Source organism: Mucilaginibacter sp. P1_A3 (assembly GCF_056406855.1).
The window spans coordinates 358,688-377,057 of record NZ_JBFTZJ010000001.1 but is presented as its reverse complement, the minus strand read 5'-3'; the positions used below and the strand labels follow the sequence as shown (position 1 = coordinate 377,057).

14 protein-coding genes and 2 riboswitches are annotated in these 18,370 nt (G+C 42.6%); of the genes, 9 read left to right on the top strand and 5 right to left on the bottom strand.

Translation table 11 applies throughout. The features are described 5' to 3' along the window. Window positions 1-62: 62 nt before the first annotated feature. The 4 genes from AC1D0K_RS01600 to AC1D0K_RS01585 are packed head-to-tail and all read right to left on the bottom strand — an operon-like array spanning window position 63 to window position 4,981. The gene (locus AC1D0K_RS01600) at window positions 63-1,313 is read right to left on the bottom strand and encodes a cation:proton antiporter (protein ID WP_477391824.1); all 1,251 of its coding nucleotides are present in this window, start codon (window positions 1,311-1,313) and stop codon (window positions 63-65) included. A 10-nt stretch (window positions 1,314-1,323) separates the two neighbouring features. Then, complete coding sequence (locus AC1D0K_RS01595) at window positions 1,324-2,142, bottom strand: serine acetyltransferase (protein ID WP_477391823.1); 819 nt, start codon at window positions 2,140-2,142, stop codon at window positions 1,324-1,326. Between the two features lie 9 nt (window positions 2,143-2,151). Beyond that, window positions 2,152-4,077, bottom strand: a complete 1,926-nt coding sequence (locus AC1D0K_RS01590; RefSeq protein ID WP_477391822.1) for a family 2A encapsulin nanocompartment cargo protein cysteine desulfurase — start codon at window positions 4,075-4,077, stop codon at window positions 2,152-2,154. Next, complete coding sequence (locus AC1D0K_RS01585) at window positions 4,061-4,981, bottom strand: family 2A encapsulin nanocompartment shell protein (RefSeq protein ID WP_477391821.1); 921 nt, start codon at window positions 4,979-4,981, stop codon at window positions 4,061-4,063. The genes AC1D0K_RS01590 and AC1D0K_RS01585 overlap by 17 nt, the downstream gene beginning before the upstream one ends. A 381-nt stretch (window positions 4,982-5,362) precedes the next feature. Next, window positions 5,363-5,478: riboswitch (SAM riboswitch) on the top strand. Window positions 5,479-5,705: 227 nt separating this feature from the next. On the opposite strand from AC1D0K_RS01585, the gene AC1D0K_RS01580 reads away from it, so the two are divergent. From AC1D0K_RS01580 to AC1D0K_RS01540, 9 genes are all read left to right on the top strand, one after another. Then, window positions 5,706-6,152 carry a protein-disulfide reductase DsbD domain-containing protein gene (locus AC1D0K_RS01580; protein WP_477391820.1) on the top strand — a complete coding sequence of 149 codons (447 nt, stop codon included), beginning with the start codon at window positions 5,706-5,708 and terminating at the stop codon, window positions 6,150-6,152. Between the two features lie 414 nt (window positions 6,153-6,566). Then, window positions 6,567-6,679, top strand: a riboswitch (SAM riboswitch). Between the two features lie 219 nt (window positions 6,680-6,898). Next, entirely contained in the window at window positions 6,899-8,218 is a 1,320-nt protein-coding gene (locus AC1D0K_RS01575) for a peroxiredoxin family protein (RefSeq protein ID WP_477441685.1), read from the top strand. A gap of 26 nt (window positions 8,219-8,244) precedes the next feature. Next, window positions 8,245-9,573, top strand: coding sequence for a peroxiredoxin family protein (locus AC1D0K_RS01570; RefSeq protein ID WP_477398201.1), 1,329 nt, complete (start codon window positions 8,245-8,247; stop codon window positions 9,571-9,573). Between the two features lie 67 nt (window positions 9,574-9,640). Further along, the gene (locus AC1D0K_RS01565) at window positions 9,641-10,309 is read left to right on the top strand and encodes a YceI family protein (protein ID WP_477398199.1); all 669 of its coding nucleotides are present in this window, start codon (window positions 9,641-9,643) and stop codon (window positions 10,307-10,309) included. A gap of 197 nt (window positions 10,310-10,506) precedes the next feature. After that, entirely contained in the window at window positions 10,507-11,469 is a 963-nt protein-coding gene (locus AC1D0K_RS01560) for a cytochrome-c peroxidase (RefSeq protein WP_477398197.1), read from the top strand. A 105-nt stretch (window positions 11,470-11,574) separates the two neighbouring features. Continuing rightward, window positions 11,575-14,340 carry a TonB-dependent receptor gene (locus AC1D0K_RS01555; protein ID WP_477398195.1) on the top strand — a complete coding sequence of 922 codons (2,766 nt, stop codon included), beginning with the start codon at window positions 11,575-11,577 and terminating at the stop codon, window positions 14,338-14,340. A gap of 10 nt (window positions 14,341-14,350) precedes the next feature. Further along, window positions 14,351-15,181: a DUF4397 domain-containing protein gene (locus AC1D0K_RS01550; protein ID WP_477441683.1), complete on the top strand. Its 831-nt coding sequence runs from the start codon at window positions 14,351-14,353 to the stop codon at window positions 15,179-15,181. A gap of 109 nt (window positions 15,182-15,290) precedes the next feature. Then, window positions 15,291-16,025 carry a superoxide dismutase gene (locus tag AC1D0K_RS01545; RefSeq protein ID WP_477398191.1) on the top strand — a complete coding sequence of 245 codons (735 nt, stop codon included), beginning with the start codon at window positions 15,291-15,293 and terminating at the stop codon, window positions 16,023-16,025. Next, a complete protein-coding gene (locus tag AC1D0K_RS01540; protein ID WP_477398189.1) occupies window positions 16,025-17,380 on the top strand; it encodes a hypothetical protein in 1,356 nt (451 codons plus the stop codon). Before AC1D0K_RS01545 ends, AC1D0K_RS01540 begins: the two co-directional genes overlap by 1 nt. 90 nt (window positions 17,381-17,470) lie before the next feature. Here the strand turns inward: AC1D0K_RS01540 and AC1D0K_RS01535 are convergent, their stop codons facing one another. Next, a complete protein-coding gene (locus AC1D0K_RS01535; protein ID WP_477398187.1) occupies window positions 17,471-18,178 on the bottom strand; it encodes an adenylate/guanylate cyclase domain-containing protein in 708 nt (235 codons plus the stop codon). Window positions 18,179-18,370 lie beyond the last annotated feature (192 nt).

The window sequence follows — 18,370 nt, the reverse complement described above, 5'->3', positions numbered from 1 at the left end:
ATAAATTTATAAGCACATAACTTACAATGATTTATATAACATTATGGGCTTGGGGAATTTGCTTAGGTTAATTGCAACTTTTGTTCCTTTAAAAAATAGTGTTTCATAATAGGGCCTGAGATAATCATGGTAACTACCGTCATCACAACCAGTCCTTCAAATACAGGTTCGCTTATTATTTTTGCCTGTAAAGCCAATAAACCCAGTACAATTTCCTGCGATCCCCTTGCATTCATACCAAATGCTACTGCTATGGATTCATTTTTGCTCATGCCGCTCATCGCGCTGCCAATACCTGCACCTATGAGTTTGGCCAGGCAGGCAATAACCAGGATAATAAGTACTACTTCCAGGTTAAAGTTGGCTATGAAATTTAATCTTAATCCAACGGAGGCGAAAAAGAGGGGAGCCAATACGTTAATGGTAAACTGATGTAGCACATGTTTATGTTTTTCCGTAAAATATTCAGAATCGTTGATGCCAACACCAACCAGAAAGGCGCCAAATATACCACGTACCCCAAGTCCTTCGGTAATGCATGCGCTGATGAGGCAAAGACAAACGGCCATGGTAAGTACCCGGCCTGGCTTCTCGCCCTTGCCGGCAATTGCCAATAGTTTATGTATAAGCCAACGGCCGCCTGTTAACATGAAAATTGCATAAAGTATAACTATGCTTACCGACCAAAATGAGGCTTCACCTTTGCCAACATTCATGAGTTGGATAATAATGGAGAATAGTATCCAGCCCAGAAAATCATCAACCATAGCAGCAGTTAATACAATGTTGCCTATGCGCGTGTTAAGAATATCCAGGTCGAGCAGTATTTTAGTAATCACAGAAAGCGCAGTAATGGAAAGCGCTGTTCCGAAAAATAACGAGGTGACTAATTGGTTATTAAAGCCATTGGCAAAATGACTTTGGTATAGGAACCATACCGCGGCAAAACCAATAGCAAAAGGGAATATAATACCCGTAAGACTTATGCTGATGGCCTGTTTGCCGTTCTGCCTTATCTGTTTCAGATCTACCTCGAAGCCGGCAATAAACATGAGCAAAATACTGCCAATATTGGCAATACCATCAAATGCCTCAAAAGCATGAGGGGTAGACAGGAAGATATCTTTAAAAACAGATGGGAATAATAATCCCAGCAAGGTGGGGCCAACAATGATACCCGCGAAAATTTCGCCAATAATAGCGGGCAGCTTATACCTGCGGCATAACTCGCCTAACAACCTCGCTGGGATTAGTATAATCAAAAGAATGAGCAGGAAATGAATTATCTCCGATGAGTTCAGTTTCGAAACCATGTTTAAAAAATTATTGCAGGTTTTCTTTTACCTCAATTCGTAATTGATGGGTACTAAAAACATGCGAAAAGGGCTGTACGCTTTTTGTTAAAAACACACTACCTCCAATTACACTGTGGTGACCAATTACCGTACGGCCACCTAAAATGGTACTACGGGCGTAAATAACTACATTATCCTCAACAGTAGGGTGCCGTTTGGTTTCGGATAATTCCTTACTCACCTGCGCGGCACCTAAGGTTACACCCTGATATATGGTTACATGTTTACCAATAATACTGGTTGCGCCAATAACAATTCCGGTACCGTGGTCAATACAAAAAGGTACGTCGATTGTAGCTTTTGGATGGATATCTACCCCGGTTTTGCCATGTGCATGCTCCGATAATATCCGGGGTAAAATAGGTATAGCCAATCGTGTAAGCTGGTGTGCTATACGGTAAACCGCGATGGCATAAAAGCCCGGATAAGATACAATTACCTCATGTACACTGGTAGCGGCAGGATCTTTTTCATATATCATGGAAGCATCCTGCCGCAGATCCTGGTAAATTTCATTCAATGAATCATAAAATAAAATAACCGCCTCCTCAATATCAATATCATTGGGATCAAGATAACTTAACAATATGTTTTCAAGGTCTATCTGGTTCTTTTTAAGATGACCGCCATAGATTGATAGTTTATTGGCATGGTTATTTGGAAACAGGAATTCAAAAAGATCAGATAACCAACCAACGCATTGTCTGATCTTTGGTGTCGCTTCCCATTCAGCTTTATGGGTTTGATAAAGCGTTTGTATAAAGCTGTCAAATTTATCGTCTTTCATACCGGTATATTATCGTTTAAGGCTATGAAGAGTGTTCACCAGCAAATCAATTTCGGCACAGGTATTATAAAATGCCAGCGAAGGCCTAACAGTGCTTTCAACGCCAAACCTCCTAAGAATAGGCTGTGCACAATGATGACCAGACCGTACCGCTATACCTTGTTGGTTTAAAGCTGCGCCCACCTCTTCGGTTTTGTAGCCATCTAATACAAATGATAAAACACTGGCTTTATCCGGGGCGGTACCTATCAGGCGTATTCCCTTTACTTCTTTTAACAATTGGGTTGCATAAACCAGTAAATAATGTTCGTATTGCGCTATAAGCGGCATCCCTAAACGACTAACATAATCAATTGCGGCACCCAGGCCAACTGCATCTGCAATATTACCGGTGCCGGCCTCAAAGCGGCCGGGGGCATCATGGTATTGGGTATGTTCAAAAGTTACATCTTTGATCATGTTGCCGCCTCCCTGCCAGGGTTGGGTTTCGTTTAATAGATCTTCTTTACCATAAAGGACGCCGATACCCGTAGGCCCGAAAACCTTATGGCCCGAGAATACAAACCAATCGGCATTTAAGGCCTGTACATCAACAGGCATGTGCGATACGGATTGAGCTCCATCTACCAGTACTTTAGCCCCGGCCAGGTGAGCCAAATGCACAATTTGCGCAGCTGGCGTTACTGTGCCCAATGCGTTTGATACCTGGGTAAATGAAACCAGTTTTGTTTTTGGCCCAAGGAGTTTTACATATTCATCTATCAACACCTGCCCGTCATCATCCACAGGAATTACTTTTATTTTCAAACCCCTTTTAGCAGCTAATTGCTGCCATGGAACAATATTGGCATGATGTTCCAGATGGCTCACAATAATTTCATCGCCTGCCTGCAGATTTTGCTCGCCCCAGCTTTTGGCCACCAGGTTGATGGCTTCGGTTGCGCCACGAACAAATATGATCTCGTTTATGGAACCGGCATTTAAAAAAGTTTGCACCTTTTTGCGTGCGCCTTCATAAGCATCGGTAGCCCTTGCCGCCAGTTCATGTGCTGCACGGTGGATGTTGGAATTTTCGTGTTCATAAAAGTAGCTGATGCGGTCAATTACCTGTTTAGGCTTTTGGGTAGTAGCTGCATTGTCAAGCCATATCAGCTGTTTTCCGTTCACCTGTTCCTGTAATATGGGAAAATCGCGCCTAATTAGGTTTACATCAAACGGCGGGGTAATGATATTGCTGATGCCTGCCTGTTTAACTTTTCCCTGGTCTGATTTTACCGCAGGTAAGCCATGTTTATCAGATAAAAAGTAAAACGGGATTTCGGTCGCAGCGGGTGCACCGGTAAATGGTAAAGCGTTTGAAGGTCCCGACGTATTAATGTTGCTCAATATCTTCTTTAGCTCGATATCAAAAGCCTGGTCCTGCTGGTATGGTAGCTGAAACAAGCTTTCGGGGGCAGTTGAAAGTTGCTCAACGGGGAAGCTTTGCTTTAAGGGAAGATCTGGTATAAGATCAGTTTTCACCAAATAAGAGTCATAACTAAAACCAGGTCGCACCGGCAATTGATCGCCAAAAGCGGTGGGGGTACTACCAGAAACAGGCGCCGACGAATTAGGATGATTACTTAAATTAGGATCTGCAAAACTGGTTTGCGGATCCTTTAGGTTAACAGCATTATTCTGGTTAATGGCAGATGGCGCAATACCACCACCTCCAATTGTACTTGAAGGGATGGAGTGTATAGGCGTATTTACCTGTTGGGGCGGACTAAACAAGCCTTCATCACCTATATTGCCGGGTAATAAAAAAGGCTCAGGAGCTTGTTGCACAGGTAATTGGTTTACTAAGCCACCAGGTCCTGATTTAAAAAACTGATTAGCCAGTTGCTCCAGTTCCTGCAGGTTAAGTAAGTTATCCGGATTAATATTTGTACTCATGGTAATTGCTTAAATCAACATCTTCTAAAACGGCAATAGCATCATCAACCAAAACGGCTAAAGAGCAATAAAGCGAAACCAGGTATGAGGCAATTGCTTTATTATTGATACCCATAAACCGGACAGATAAACCCGGTGACTGCTCGCCCGGAAGACCAGGTTGAAACAAGCCTACAACACCCTGGCGGCTTTCGCCTGTCCTTAACAGGATGATCTTTGATTTATTATTTACGATAGGCAGTTTATCTGATGGAATAAGCGGGATTCCTCTCCAGGTAATAAATTGCGATCCGAATAGTGAAACCGTCGGCGGTGGTACACCCCGGCGGGTACATTCACGGCCAAAGGCGGCAATAGCTAATGGGTGCAAAAGGAAAAAGCCGGGCTCTTTCCACACTTTGGTTATCAGTTCGTCCAGATCGTCGGGGGTGGGAGGGCCCAGCCTGGTTTTAATTTTTTGTGATGGCGAAATACTGTTCAGTAGCCCGTATTCGGGGTTATTGATAAGTTCGCTTTCCTGCCTTTCTTTAACTATCTCGATAGTAAGGCGCAATTGCTCGCTGATCTGGTTATAAGGCTTACTATACAGGTCAGATACACGGGTGTGTACATCCAGTACTGTATTTACAGCACTCAGGTTATACTCCCTTGGGTTTTCTTCATAATCAACAAAGGTTGATGGCAGTTCACGTTCATCGCGCGAAGAGCAATCCACTTCTACATTGTTTGCGTGTACCACCTTGTTTAACCGATAAACGCCCGATTCAACCGGGATCCAATTGAGTAAATGGGTTAACCACCGTGGCGTAATGGTTGATAATTGTGGAACGGTACGGGTTGCTACCGCTAACTGCCTGGCGGCTACATCACCAAGGGCTGTTTGTTTTGCTTTTTGCTCTGCCATTTTTTAGATAATAGGAATGTGCTTTAAATAATGAATTTTAATGTGCCGTAAATACAGAATTACATGACATACAATTATAGTATATAAATTCTATAGATTTTATATACTATTTGATTTTATTACAAAAAATAATTTTTAGTGGAGTGCTGATATTAAAGTTCAGCTATTTTAAGGTTGAAGAGATAGGGGATACAGCGTTGATTTAATGATACTTAAATTGGGGATGTTTAAATGTTCTGGATTTTGTATCCGGTATTATTGCCTAAAAATGAATGCTTGAACACCCGCAATTTATTGAAAAACTAACAAAATGAAATAAATTATATAAAGTCTATAGGAATTATAGTTTTTAATATATATTTGCAACATCACGTTCTTTTATACTTATCCAGAAAAGACAGAGGGAAAGGCCCCATGACGTCTTGGCAACCTGTACCATGAATCTCAGATTTAGTAAAAGGTGCTAATTCCTGCTCCCGTTGGGAGGAAGATAAGTTGGTATAGAATTCTACACGTATTCTCTCCGGCTCTCTTTTAGATAAGTGTAAAGAACACAAATAAACAACTAAATACATGAACACTTTTCCCCAATTACCTGCCAATATTTACAGATCGCTTCGTAATGATGTAACAATGTGTTGTTAATTTAATGTTCCTTTAAAGCAACAGCCTCCTTTGCAGGCTAACTACTACACATCACATTATTACAAATAGAATTTACCAAATGAATAAAGTAATACTTACCGCTTTAACAATTGTTATCAGCACCACTGCTTTTTCACAGATCCTTACACCTGTAAAATGGTCATATGCTGCCAAAAAGCTTGATAATGAACAAGCTGTAGTATTTATAAAAGCTACCATTGATAAAGGCTGGCACATTTATTCGCAGCATCTTGCCGATGGCGGACCTATAAAGACCTCGCTAAAGTTTGAAAAAAACGACAACTACATTTTAGTGGGTAATACAACCGAGCCCAAGCCAGTAAGCAAGTATGAAAAGTCGTTTAGCATGAACGTGCAGTATTTTGAACAGGCAGTTATATTTCAGCAAAAAGTAAAACTTAAATCGGGCCAGGCATCGGTTAGCGGCACGGTAAATTTTATGGCATGTAACGACAAGCAATGTTTACCGCCAGATGATGTGGAGTTTAATATACCCGTAAAATAGTATCGTATATAATCAAAATACTTAATTAGTAAGCAGTTCAATAGCCACCAATTGATCTGCAGAATTACAAACTAATACCATGAAACTAAGATCAAATCTATTCACCAAAGCCCGCAAACAGAATGGTGGCACCCTTTTCTGTTGTTATTGCCATTGTTAAAAACGTAGTTACGTTTCCGGTTTTTAAATCTTAATCAAGATATACATCCTGGCTGTACTAAGTGCGTTGCTTTGCTATGGTGGTAAATCAGGCGTGTGCTGTGCAGTCCAGGATGTATATCGTTTTACAAGATAAATAATTACTAAAAACATAAAGAATTAAAAAATATTCTATTAAGTCTATAGATTTTATTGTATTTATCATATTTATTGCTATCTTTACACCATTCTAATTAACCCCACCATTAATTAGTTGATTTATAAAGAATAAGGGAGAGGAAGTCTCGATGATCTTATAGCAACTTTTCAGAAACCTGAAATAAGTGCTGAACTTTTTTCGGTAGTAATTATGCACCGGAATATAAATTAACTAAAAGTCATGAACACATTTAACATTCATTACCCACAACCACAACCCGCAGCCATCAAACGATGTTGTTGTATGGTTCAGTATGTTTTCTGGTTTTAAAAACCAGGCACCTTTAAAATTTATAGCGTTTTTTCAAAGGCTTATCAAGCCCAATGGAATACTTATGTCCAAATTTTCAGGCATCGCATCAATCAATAACAATTAAAACTTATACAAAATGAACACTACAAACTACTTAACCAAAACAAGGCTGCTATCGGCCGCTTTAGTGCTTAGTGGGGTTACGGTATTATCGGCCCATGAAACCCCAAAGCCTAAGTTTATAAAAGAAGGTAAATGGCGCGGTGAATTCACCGTAAGCGAATCAAAAGTACCTTTTAATTTCGAGCTGAAAGGCAAGGATGCCGAGCACGCTGTGTTTACGCTTATTAATGGTTCACGGAGGGATAATTTCCACGTAAAATCTGTAGGTACCGATTCAGTTTATATTAAAATGAACACCTATGATGCTGCGCTGGTAGCCAAAATTGAAGACGATGGTTCGCTAAGCGGCGAATATCGTAGCCTGGTACCAGGTTTCAGGGGTAATTCTTTACCATTTACTGCAGAATATGGTAAAACCTACCGCTTTGTAGAACCCGGCAAAGATGTAGCCCCTAAAGCGGATTTAACCGGTAAATGGGAAATCAAAACCTACAGTAAAGAGGCTGTTCCTGCATCTATAGCCTTATTGAAACAAAAAGGAAATAAGCTTACTGGCGTAGTGATGACCGTAGTTGGTGATACCCGCGAACTGGAAGGCACTGTTCAGGGAGATGAATTTGCACTGAGTGGTTTTACCGGCCCAAGTCCGTTCATCATAAAAGGCAAGATCAACGCCGACGGCTCTATCAGCGGTGAAGAAGGCTTCGGCATCTATAAAAATCTGAAGTTCGATGCTGCTAAAAAAACAGAGGTGGAATTACCTGATCCTTACAAGCTTACATTTTTAAAAGAAGGCTATAAAAAGCTTGATTTTTCTTTCCCGGGGATAGATGGTAAACAAGTGTCTCTCAGTGATAACAAATACAAAGGTAAAGTAGTGATCGTAGAGATCATTGGCACCTGGTGCCCTAACTGTACCGATCAAACCGTGTTCCTATCTCCATGGTTCAATAAAAATCATCAACGTGGTGTAGAAGCCATTGCACTGGGTTTTGAGCAGAAAGACAGCCTGGAATATGCCAAATACACATTAGGTAAGCTGAAAGAAAAATACGAGATCAATTATGACATAGCTTTTGGCGGCCTGGCCGATAAAAAGCTGGTATCGCAGAAGCTACCTGCATTGAATAAATTCATCGCTTTCCCAACCACTATTATCATTGATAGAAAAGGTGATGTAAGAGAGATCTACACAGGCTACACAGGTACGGTAACGGGTAAATACCACGAAGATTACGAAAAGAAATTTAATAAACTGTTGGACGAACTTATCGCTGAACCTGCCCCGGAAACAGCGGCTATCGCAGATCCATCAACCCATCCAGGAAACTAACATTAACTGATCCTATAATTTATCAAATGAAAACTATCAATTTAATTACCTCATTCAAATGCCTGTCTGTAGGTTTATTGTTTAGCGGTGCAGCTGCATTAGCCGCGGATAAAAATCCGCCTGTGAAATTTATTAAGCAAGGTGTATGGCGCGGTGTATTTACCGTTGCTGAAACCAAGGTTCCTTTTAACTTTGAATTAAAGGGTAAAGACGCGGAGCACGCGGTATTTACGCTGATTAATGGCAGCCGCCGGGACAACTTTCATGTAAAGCAGATTGGCAGGGACTCTGTATTTATCAAAATGAATACCTATGATGCCGCCCTGGTTGCTAAAGTGGAAGATGACGGAACGTTAAGCGGTGAATACCGCAGCCTGGTACCGGGCTTCCGTGGTAACTCTCTGCCTTTCACTGCGGAATATGGAAAAACTTACCGTTTTGTTGAACCAGGAAAAGACATTGCTCCGACAGCGAACCTGACCGGAAAATGGGAACTGAAGGTTTATTCAAAAGACCAGGTGCCTAACAAAATAGCTGTTTTGAAACAAACAGGTAATAAACTTACCGGCGTAATTATGCAGGTAACCGGCGACAGCCGCGAATTGGAGGGTACCGTTCAGGGGAATGAGTTCGAATTATCCGGCTTTACAGGTCCGAGTCCAAAGATATACAAGGGCAAGATCAATGCTGACGGTACATTAAGCGGCGAAATTGGTTCCGGTATTTATGATAACACCAAGTTTGACGCTGTGAAGGATGATAAAGCAGAATTGCCTGATCCGTATAAACTAACCTATCTGAAAGAAGGTTACAAAAAGCTGGACTTTACTTTTCCCGACCTGAATGGAAAACCGGTATCGCTTAGCGATGATAAGTATAAAGGCAAAGTAACCATTATTGAAATTGTAGGTACCTGGTGCCCCAACTGTACAGATCAAACGGTATTCCTTTCGCCATGGTTTAATAAAAACCACAGCCGTGGGGTAGAAGCCATTGCTATTGGTTTTGAGCAGAAAGATAGCCTGGAATATGCCAAATATACTTTAGGCAAGCTAAGGGATAAATACAATATCCAGTATGATATCGTTTTCGGCGGCTTAGCTGATAAAAAGCTGGTATCGCAAAAACTGCCTGCACTAAACAAATTTGTGGCATTCCCTACCACCATCATTATTGACAGGAAGGGCGATGTGCGTGAAATATACACAGGCTACACAGGCACTGTTACCGGTAAATATTACCAGGACTACGAAAAGAAATTCAACAAATTGTTGGATGAATTGATTGCCGAACCGGCACCTGCCAGCGCAGGTAATGTTACGGGTACCGATCAAAAAGAACTCAAAGGAAAATAAACTAAATTAAATCCCGGTAAGGGGTAACAGCTTTACCGGGTTCACTAAAACAAGTAAACAAACCACCATGACTAAATTATCAGGCGCTGTATTATTTACAGCATTCGTATCGTTAACCGCGTTTACACCGTCAACTATTAAAAGTGTTAAACTAACTAAAGGCAGGGCTGCTACCATCAAAACCGTTACATCCAATAAAAAATTTAAAATATCAACCTTTAAAGTCGATAATGAAAGCAGCAAACTTACCTGGGCTGCAAAAAAAGCAACAGGCGACCATAACGGCGATGTAAAAGTAAGCAACGGTAACTTTGCCATTGAAAATAACGGGCTTAAAGGCGGCAGCTTCGATATCGACCTTAATACCATCACCGATGCTGACCTTACCGACCAGGCATCAAACGATAAACTGGTTAGCACTTTAAAAAGCGAAACTTTTTTCAATACAGAAAAATTCCCTAAGGCTAATTTTGTGATCTCATCAGCCACAAAAACGTCAGGAAACCAATACGATGTTAAAGGTAAGCTTACTATAAAAGGGATCACTAATGATGTGAGCTTCCCGGCAACCGTAACAGTTAACGGCAAGAAGCTGGCTGCTACTGCAAAGATCACTATCGATCGTACTAAGTACGATATCAAATTCCGCTCAAAAAATTTTTTTGAAAACCTGGGTGATAAGGTGATCTACGATGATTTTGATTTAAACGTAAGCCTTAACGCCAGCGCGCAATAAGCTTTTACTGAGCTAACAAATTTTAAAGATCTGATAAAATTATAGTCACCATTTTAGGTGGATGGCCATTGTTTTGACTAAAAATAGCATTTAAAAACTCGCGTAAAGTTTGGAAATGGATCAGGAGCCGGGGCGCATTGGGTACCCCGGCAAAGATCCGGACAGACTTATCGGCAGCAATATGAATGCATAAGGATATGAAAAAAGGAAATATACTTCTGGTTATTATAGCTATCAGTACATTGATAAGCTTTATGAGTTTTGTGGGCACCAAAGATGATGTGCAAACCAAAGAGCAATTGGGCGAAAAATTATTTTTTGACCCGATACTATCTGGTGATAATACCATCAGCTGCTCCTCATGCCATACACCGGAGTTTGCATTTGCCGATACCGCTACATTTAGCATTGGCATAAAAGGTAACCTTACTTCAAGAAACTCACCCGGATTAACTAATCTTTCGGGCCGGCCACACCTTTTTTGGGATGGACGCGCTTCTTCGCTGGAAGAACAGGCTCTGGGGCCTATCACATCGGCTACAGAAATGGGGCTTCCTATTGAAGATGCCGTAAAGAAATTAAATGAAAATAAATACTACGCTGATGCATTTCAAAAGATATTTAAATCAACACCCACCAAAGATAATCTGTTGAAGGCCATCGCCTCCTTTGAGCGGACGCTTGAAACCTCAAACAGCCCATATGATCGTTATATTAATGGAGACGATAACGCCTTAACCGCATCTGCTGCCCGTGGCCGCCTCTTGTTTATTGGTAAGGCCAATTGTAACAACTGCCACTCGGGCGAAGATTTTACGGCCGACAGGTTTAAAAGCATAGGGCTGTACAATGGTAAAGATCTGAATGATCCGGGCCGTTCAAAGATCACTAAAAATAAAACGGAAGATGGCGAATTTAAGATACCGAGCCTGCGCAATGTTGCAGTTACCGCTCCTTATATGCACAACGGAAAGTTTAAAACGTTAAAAAGTGTGGTTGAATATTATAACAATCCGTCTCTTATTGTTAAGGATGGTATCAACCGCGACCTGTCGTTAGATAAGCCTTTGAATTTGAATGACGGAGAAATAAACGATATCGTTGAATTTTTAAAAGCACTTACCGACGATCGTTTTAAACAGAAACTCGCCTCAAACTGAAAATAATTCCCCCTTTAAATAATTAATTAATCACGGACATCGATTGTGTATGCGGGTCAGAAAAGTACCTGCTATAGCCACCGCTTTGTCTAAAACTATTGTAAAATGAAGAAAATTGTACTCCTGCTTATATTTTTTAGCCTGGCTTACGGGCAAAATATATTCGCACAAAAACGAACGGTTAGCGGAATAGTCACCGCTGCCGATGATAAAGCCCCTTTACCGGGTGTATCTATACGCATTAAAGGATTAAATGAAGGCGCGGTTACCAAAGCCGACGGTACTTTTAGTATCGTAGTACGCAATGGCAAGTACCTGGTGTTTTCTTTTTTAGGATACGAAAGCCAGGAAGTAGAGATTGACGGACTAAAAGAGTTTAAAATAGTGCTTAAGCCTGCAGGTAATGATCTTAACGAGGTGCAGATCATCGGTTCGCGCAATGCCAACCGTACCAAGCTTAATTCAGCTTCGGCTGTCGATATTATCGATATCAAGCCTTTGCTGGAATCTGCGCCGCAGGTGAGCGTAACGCAGTTGCTGCAATATATTTCGCCATCGTTCCACTCCGTTAACGGAAGTAATGCCGGTGATGCCGGGTCGGCACTTAGTTTAGCCCAGCTTCGCGGTCTGGGGCCAGACCAGGTATTGGTTTTAGTAAATGGCAAGCGCAGGCATAAAAGCGCTAACGTAAATTATGGCGGCCTGGGCAACGGATCTACCGGGTATGATTTAAATTCTATACCATCAGGTTCTATCGATAGGATTGAGATCCTGCGCGACGGCGCGGCGGCTCAATATGGATCTGATGCGATCGCCGGCGTTATCAATATCGTACTTAAGAAAAAAACAGATGACCTTGCGGTTAATACCTCAGGAAGTACTCGCAGGCGTGGTGATGGTGCAACAACGCGTACCAGCGTAAATTATGGTGTTGGCTTAGGCAGCGCAGGAGGTTATATTAATGCCACTGCTGAATACGCAACGCAGGCCATCGCGTTGCCAGCAGGAAGAGCCAATGCCGGATTATATAACGGGCCCATTTATGGCGGCGGTGCAAATACACGCGCTTATGATGCCATTTATACCAAAGAAATTGATGATGCCATTTTAAAAAGCCGCGGTATTGACCGTCATTTTTTTGATCAGCGTGGCGGCGGGTCCAATGCAGGCCAGGACGCATTGCTGTCTTTCAACGCGGGCTTTCCATTAAATAAAACCACGGATATATACGCATTCGGTGGCATCAGCAGTCGTAATTCCCAGTTTACCGCCGTTTACCGTTTACCCGGATGGACATCGCGGAACAATAACTTTATTTACCCGGATGGTTTTTTACCGGCCATGGAAAATAACATTGTTGACGGTTCAATAGCTGTGGGTATAAAAGGCAAGGTTGGCGATTGGAATGTAGATCTATCTAACGTATTTGGAAAGAATAGTTTCACCAACCGGGTGGATAATTCTTTAAACGCCAGCCTTGGGTTGAAAAGCCCGACCAGCTTTGATGCGGGCAGATATAACGCAGGCCAAAATACCACAGGACTCGATTTTAGCCGTTACTTTGAAAAGGTTTTAAAAGGGTTAAACGTAGCCTTTGGCGCGCAGCACCGGATAGAAAGTTTCCAGATCATAGCAGGCGAGGAAGGCTCTTATTCTAAGGCAGACCAGCGCACTATTGTGGATGTTGATACTACCGTTGGTGGCATTCCCTATTTGTCAAATGCAGGCGTAACTTCGCTGAACGGCCTCGCCGCCGGTTCGCAGATCCACCTGGGTTTCCGGCCCGAGAATGCGGTGAACGTCAGCCGTTCTGTAACCGCCGGCTACGCTGATGTGGAACTGAATGTAACCAAAGCATGGCTGATATCGGGTGCTGGTCGTGCAGAATATTTTTCCGATTTCGGCAATGTGTTTACCTGGAAAGCTGCCACCCGTTACAGTTTTGCCAGATGGTTGAATATTCGTGGATCGGCCAATACAGGCTTCCGGGCACCAGACCTGGCACAATCTTATTACACCTCAGTTTCTACTACGTTTCAGCAGGGCAGGGGAGTTGATATTTTAACAGCGTCGAACCAAAGCGCGGCGGCAAGGGCATTGGGTATCCCTAAATTAACGCCCGAAAAATCAAAAGGATACGCGCTGGGCCTTACCTCGGCACCCGGCAGTAATGTAGAACTGACCGTGGACGCCTACCTGATCAAGATTGATAACAGGGTAGGTAATACCGGTAACTTTACCTCCACTGATGCCAATCTTCCGGCAGACGTAAAAACCCTTTTTCAACAGACAGGTGCAGCGCAGGCAAATTTCTTTTACAATGAATTCAGCACCCGTACCAGGGGTATAGAATTTACCGGCAGCTATAAGGTATTGTTAGATAAGGGCAATATCAACTTCCTTTTCGGCGGAAACTTTTCCAAAAACGAGGTGACTAAAGTAAATACTCCAAAGGGATTAGAAGCGTATAAGAATGTTATACTAAGCCCGGGAGAAAGGGCGAGGGTTACCACTAATATCCCAGCACAAAAGATCAATCTTCAGGGCATTTATAGTTTGGATAAGTTCACCTTCTTACTGCGTACCGTTTACTTTGGTAAGGTAACCACCGCATCGCTGCTGAGCGCTGCCGATCCGCTTAACCCGGTTTACTTTTACCAGAACCTGAAGCCTATCTGGGTAACAGATCTATCCATAGGCTATAAGTTCACGGCCAAACTACAGGCCACTGCCGGTGTAAACAACCTGTTCAATATCGTGGGAGAGTATACCGATCCATCCATAGCTGGTTTACGCAATCCTACCGTTGTTGGTATCCAAAACGGCAGCGCGGGCATCCAGCCATTTATTAAACTATCTGCTCATTTATAAGCTACAAATCATGAATAACAATTATTATAAAATATACAGGTCGGTGCTAAGGTCGACACCATACAAGTTAACTTTACTGTTTGCGGGCATATTATTATTGGCCTCTTCCTGCAAAAAAACAGATTACCTGAACATCAACGATGCCAATAGGCCCGCGCTTGCTGCTCATATCGGCTTTGTAAATGCAAGGCCGGTAAATGCAGGTATCCAGTTTTGGACATATACCACACAGGTAACCAAAGCCGCTGTAGCCATAAATGCCAAAACAGATTACCTTGATACCCAATTTGGCGATGTGCAGATCAATTTTACGGAGGGTACTAACACCTCATACAAAGCATCACGCCAGTTTGGGAATAGTGCCGCTTTTACGACAACCGGCGGCCCTAACGGCCCTATAGCCACATACTATCATACTGTATTCGCAGTAAAAAACACCAAGGCTACTGCCGATTCGCTCATCCTGTTTTATGACGACCTGAGTGCGCCGGCTGCTGGCAAAGCCAAAGTAAGATTTGTACATCTGGCACCCGGCAATGCCGCCGTTGATTTTGGAATAGCCGGGCAAACCGCCTTATTTACCAATACAGTGTATGGTCGCGCCGGTGGATCAATTCTTTCCGGTACAGGGTATAACGCATGGTCGCTTGGGCCCTTTGTGAGTGTTGACGCTGGCACGGTTAATTTTTCTGTCAGTAAATCTGCAGATCATTCAGTCGTGAGCATACTAAATGATAAGTTAAGTAATGTTGTTTTAGCATCCGGCAAAATATATACCATTTATATCAACGGAACACCCGGCAGTACAGCTGTTGGCGCTACTATCATTACCCATAACTAACAAAATACAGCACAAATAGCAGTGATTTAATAGATGTGCCAATAAGGCTGTCCCGGTTTTTGCCGGGCGGCTTTATTTTTTAATCAATTTATAATTCAACATCATCATAATGAAAAATAGTAGTCGCAGAGAATTTATAGAAAATACATTAAAGGCAACCGTTGCCATAACCGTAACCGGGCCACTGATTTTAAACAGCGAAAACGCGTTAGCATCTCCCAAAAGCGCAGCAACCATATCTGGCGATGTTTTAAAGTTTGCACAGGTTCCGCTGGGCTTTGACTATAAAGCATTGGAGCCACATATAGATGCGCTCACAAACGAAATACATTATACTAAGCACCATGCAACCTACATCAAAAATGTAAATGAGGCCATTGTTGCCGAAAAGCTAACCTTTACTACCGAAAAGGAGTTTTTTGACCACGCTTCGCAGCTGTCGCCCAAAGCACGTAATAACGGCGGAGGTGCCTGGAATCACAATTTTTTCTGGCAAAGCCTTACGCCAAACCCAACCGGTCCTGATGGCAGGATTAAAGATGCTTTGAATGCGGCATTTGGGTCTGTTGAGCAGTTCCAAGAACAATTTACGCAAGCCGCGCTAACCCGCTTTGGATCGGGCTGGGTGTGGTTGGTAAATGTTAACGGTAAATTAACTATTGCATCTACAGGCAACCAGGATAACCCTTTATTTGATAATGCTGCGGTAAAGGGTGTTCCCTTACTGGCTCTGGATGTTTGGGAGCATGCTTATTACCTGAAGTATCAGAACAGGCGTAATGAGTATATCGCTGGTTGGTGGAATGTAATTAACTGGAACGAGGTTAATAAACGATTGGGCTAATGGGAAATATAAGCAATTTCGCCCACCCCGACTGGAAATGGTACAATCGGGCTCTTTTAAGAACATTTATCGTTTATGGTGCTGTAACTGTTATACCGCTTGTTCCTTCATTTTACAGCCAGGACTTTGATGTAGGTTTTTCGGTGGCAAACTACCCCTGGAGATGGCTGGATGTAATAAGCCAGAATAATCCCTGGTTCTTCAGCAGCCAGGGAGGTAAAAACTATACGGGCTGGTTTATCACTTTGTTGATTTGTTTGGTTGCCGGTACAGTTTGGTTATTGGTTGAAAAGCAAATCAATAAGGATAAAAACGTAACAGATCTCAATACCGGTGATGGAGGCCTTTATAACTGGTTCTTTATTTTAGTGAGATACCAGATTGTTTTAAGAATGTCGTGGTTTGCTATTGCTAAAGTATTCCCTGTTCAAATGCCTTTTCCAACCATCAGCCAGTTGAACACCAGTCTTGGCGATTTTACACCAGGAAAACTATATTGGCTTACAACCGGGGTATCTCCGTTTTTTGAGGTTTTTGCAGGCATCTTTGAGCTGACTGCCACTATCCTTATTCTTTTCAGGCGCACTACAACATTGGGGGCCCTGATGATGATCGCTATACTGCTTCCTATCTGGTTTGTAAATATTGGTTATGACGCCGGGGTGGAGCTTGCGAGCCTGCACCTGTTATTATTATCCCTATTGCTGCTTGCAAAAGATTCACCCAAATTCTGGCAGCTTCTTATCGAGCACAAAGAGGCGGCGATTAGCTATATCCGGCCGCCTGTTTTTCCGCAGCAATGGAAGAGGGTGGGGCGCATTGCACTTAAAATTGGTTTTATTTTTATTTTTCTCGTTTACCGGGGTTATCATTACGGAAAGCTCTACGCAGCGGGTAAAACATTTAAACTGCCGTTGGATAATGGGGTAGAAAGCTTTACAGGGTTTTATAATGTGGATGAGTTTAGGATAAATAACAGATTTATCCCATATTCTCCTAACGATAGCCTGCGCTGGCAAAATGTAGTTTTTGAAAAATTCAATACCATCAGTATTAAAGTAGCCAGGCCTTTTAAACTTAACACACAAAATAAGATCCGTACTACCGAGTATTACGGTAACATAGGCAGGCTGTTTTACGGCTATAAGGCTGATACAATTAAACACACTTTAACATTGCAGAACCGCGCAGATACCAGTGAAAAGACCATATGGAACTATACGATCTCAAAGCCTGGCAGATTTATTTTAAAGGGATTAGATGGACATAAAGATTCGGTTTATATTGAGCTCAATCGCGTTGATCGACAATATCCGCTTGCTGTAAAAAGAAATACAAAGGTAACAGGCGACTAATGGGCACTGGACCGATATTAAATGTTGTTCGATATAAACGCTCTACAAGGCTGAAAATTGGCAGCAGGTTTGCGGAGAATTTAAAGGATGTTAGCCGGATATTGCCATTAAATAATCCATGTTTTGCCGGGCGCTGTAGGATTTCCCCGCTAAGCGGACTTGCTGCCCCTGGCTAATGCCTTGCAGTTTCACCGTTTCGTGCCGGACTACGGCCTTATCATCAGATAATAACTGGTAGGCGTATTCGGAAATGATCAGGTCGTTATCCAGCTCCTTGGTTTTGGCCTGGAGCCTGGAAGCGATATTAACGGGCAGCCCCATGACCGATAACTGGGGGCCGTTATCTAAGCCGAACTCACCGACGAAAACTTTCCCGGCGTGTAAGCCTACGCCGATTTCCAGCGGGCCGCCGTAAAAGGGTTCGGTGTAAGCTTCATTGAAAAGGCTAACGGTCTGGAACATAACTTTAGCGGCCTGGTAAGCATGATCCACTGATTCTTTCAGCCCGGTTTGTAAGCCAAATACCACGTACAGGCTGTCCCCGGCAACTTCTACTACCCGGCCCCCGAAATTCTTCACTACCTGGTTGAACGTAGTGAATAAACGGCGAACAACCTGTATAACGGTTTGGCCTGGCTGTGCTTCCATCAGGGGGGTAAAGTTCCGGATATCCAGGAATAAGATCGCCAGTTCCCGTTCCTGATCGGGTACAGTTGGCGCTGGGTTCTGGATTAAATAATTCTGCTCCATGGTAGTATAGACGATTAAGCTTTTAAAACATTTTATGCGGTTACTCATAAGATCAGCTTGATTAACAGGACGAAATTAACCGCAGGATGGGAGGGCTACCAGCATAATCTGGTTAACTGTTCCGGGAAACCGGTAAAAACCGGGATTGAATCGGTAAACGATTGAGCAAGCCACCTTATTTATAGTTTTGCTGACCCTTCAAAGTGCTTACCAGGCAGGCATATAGAAACTAATAGCCAT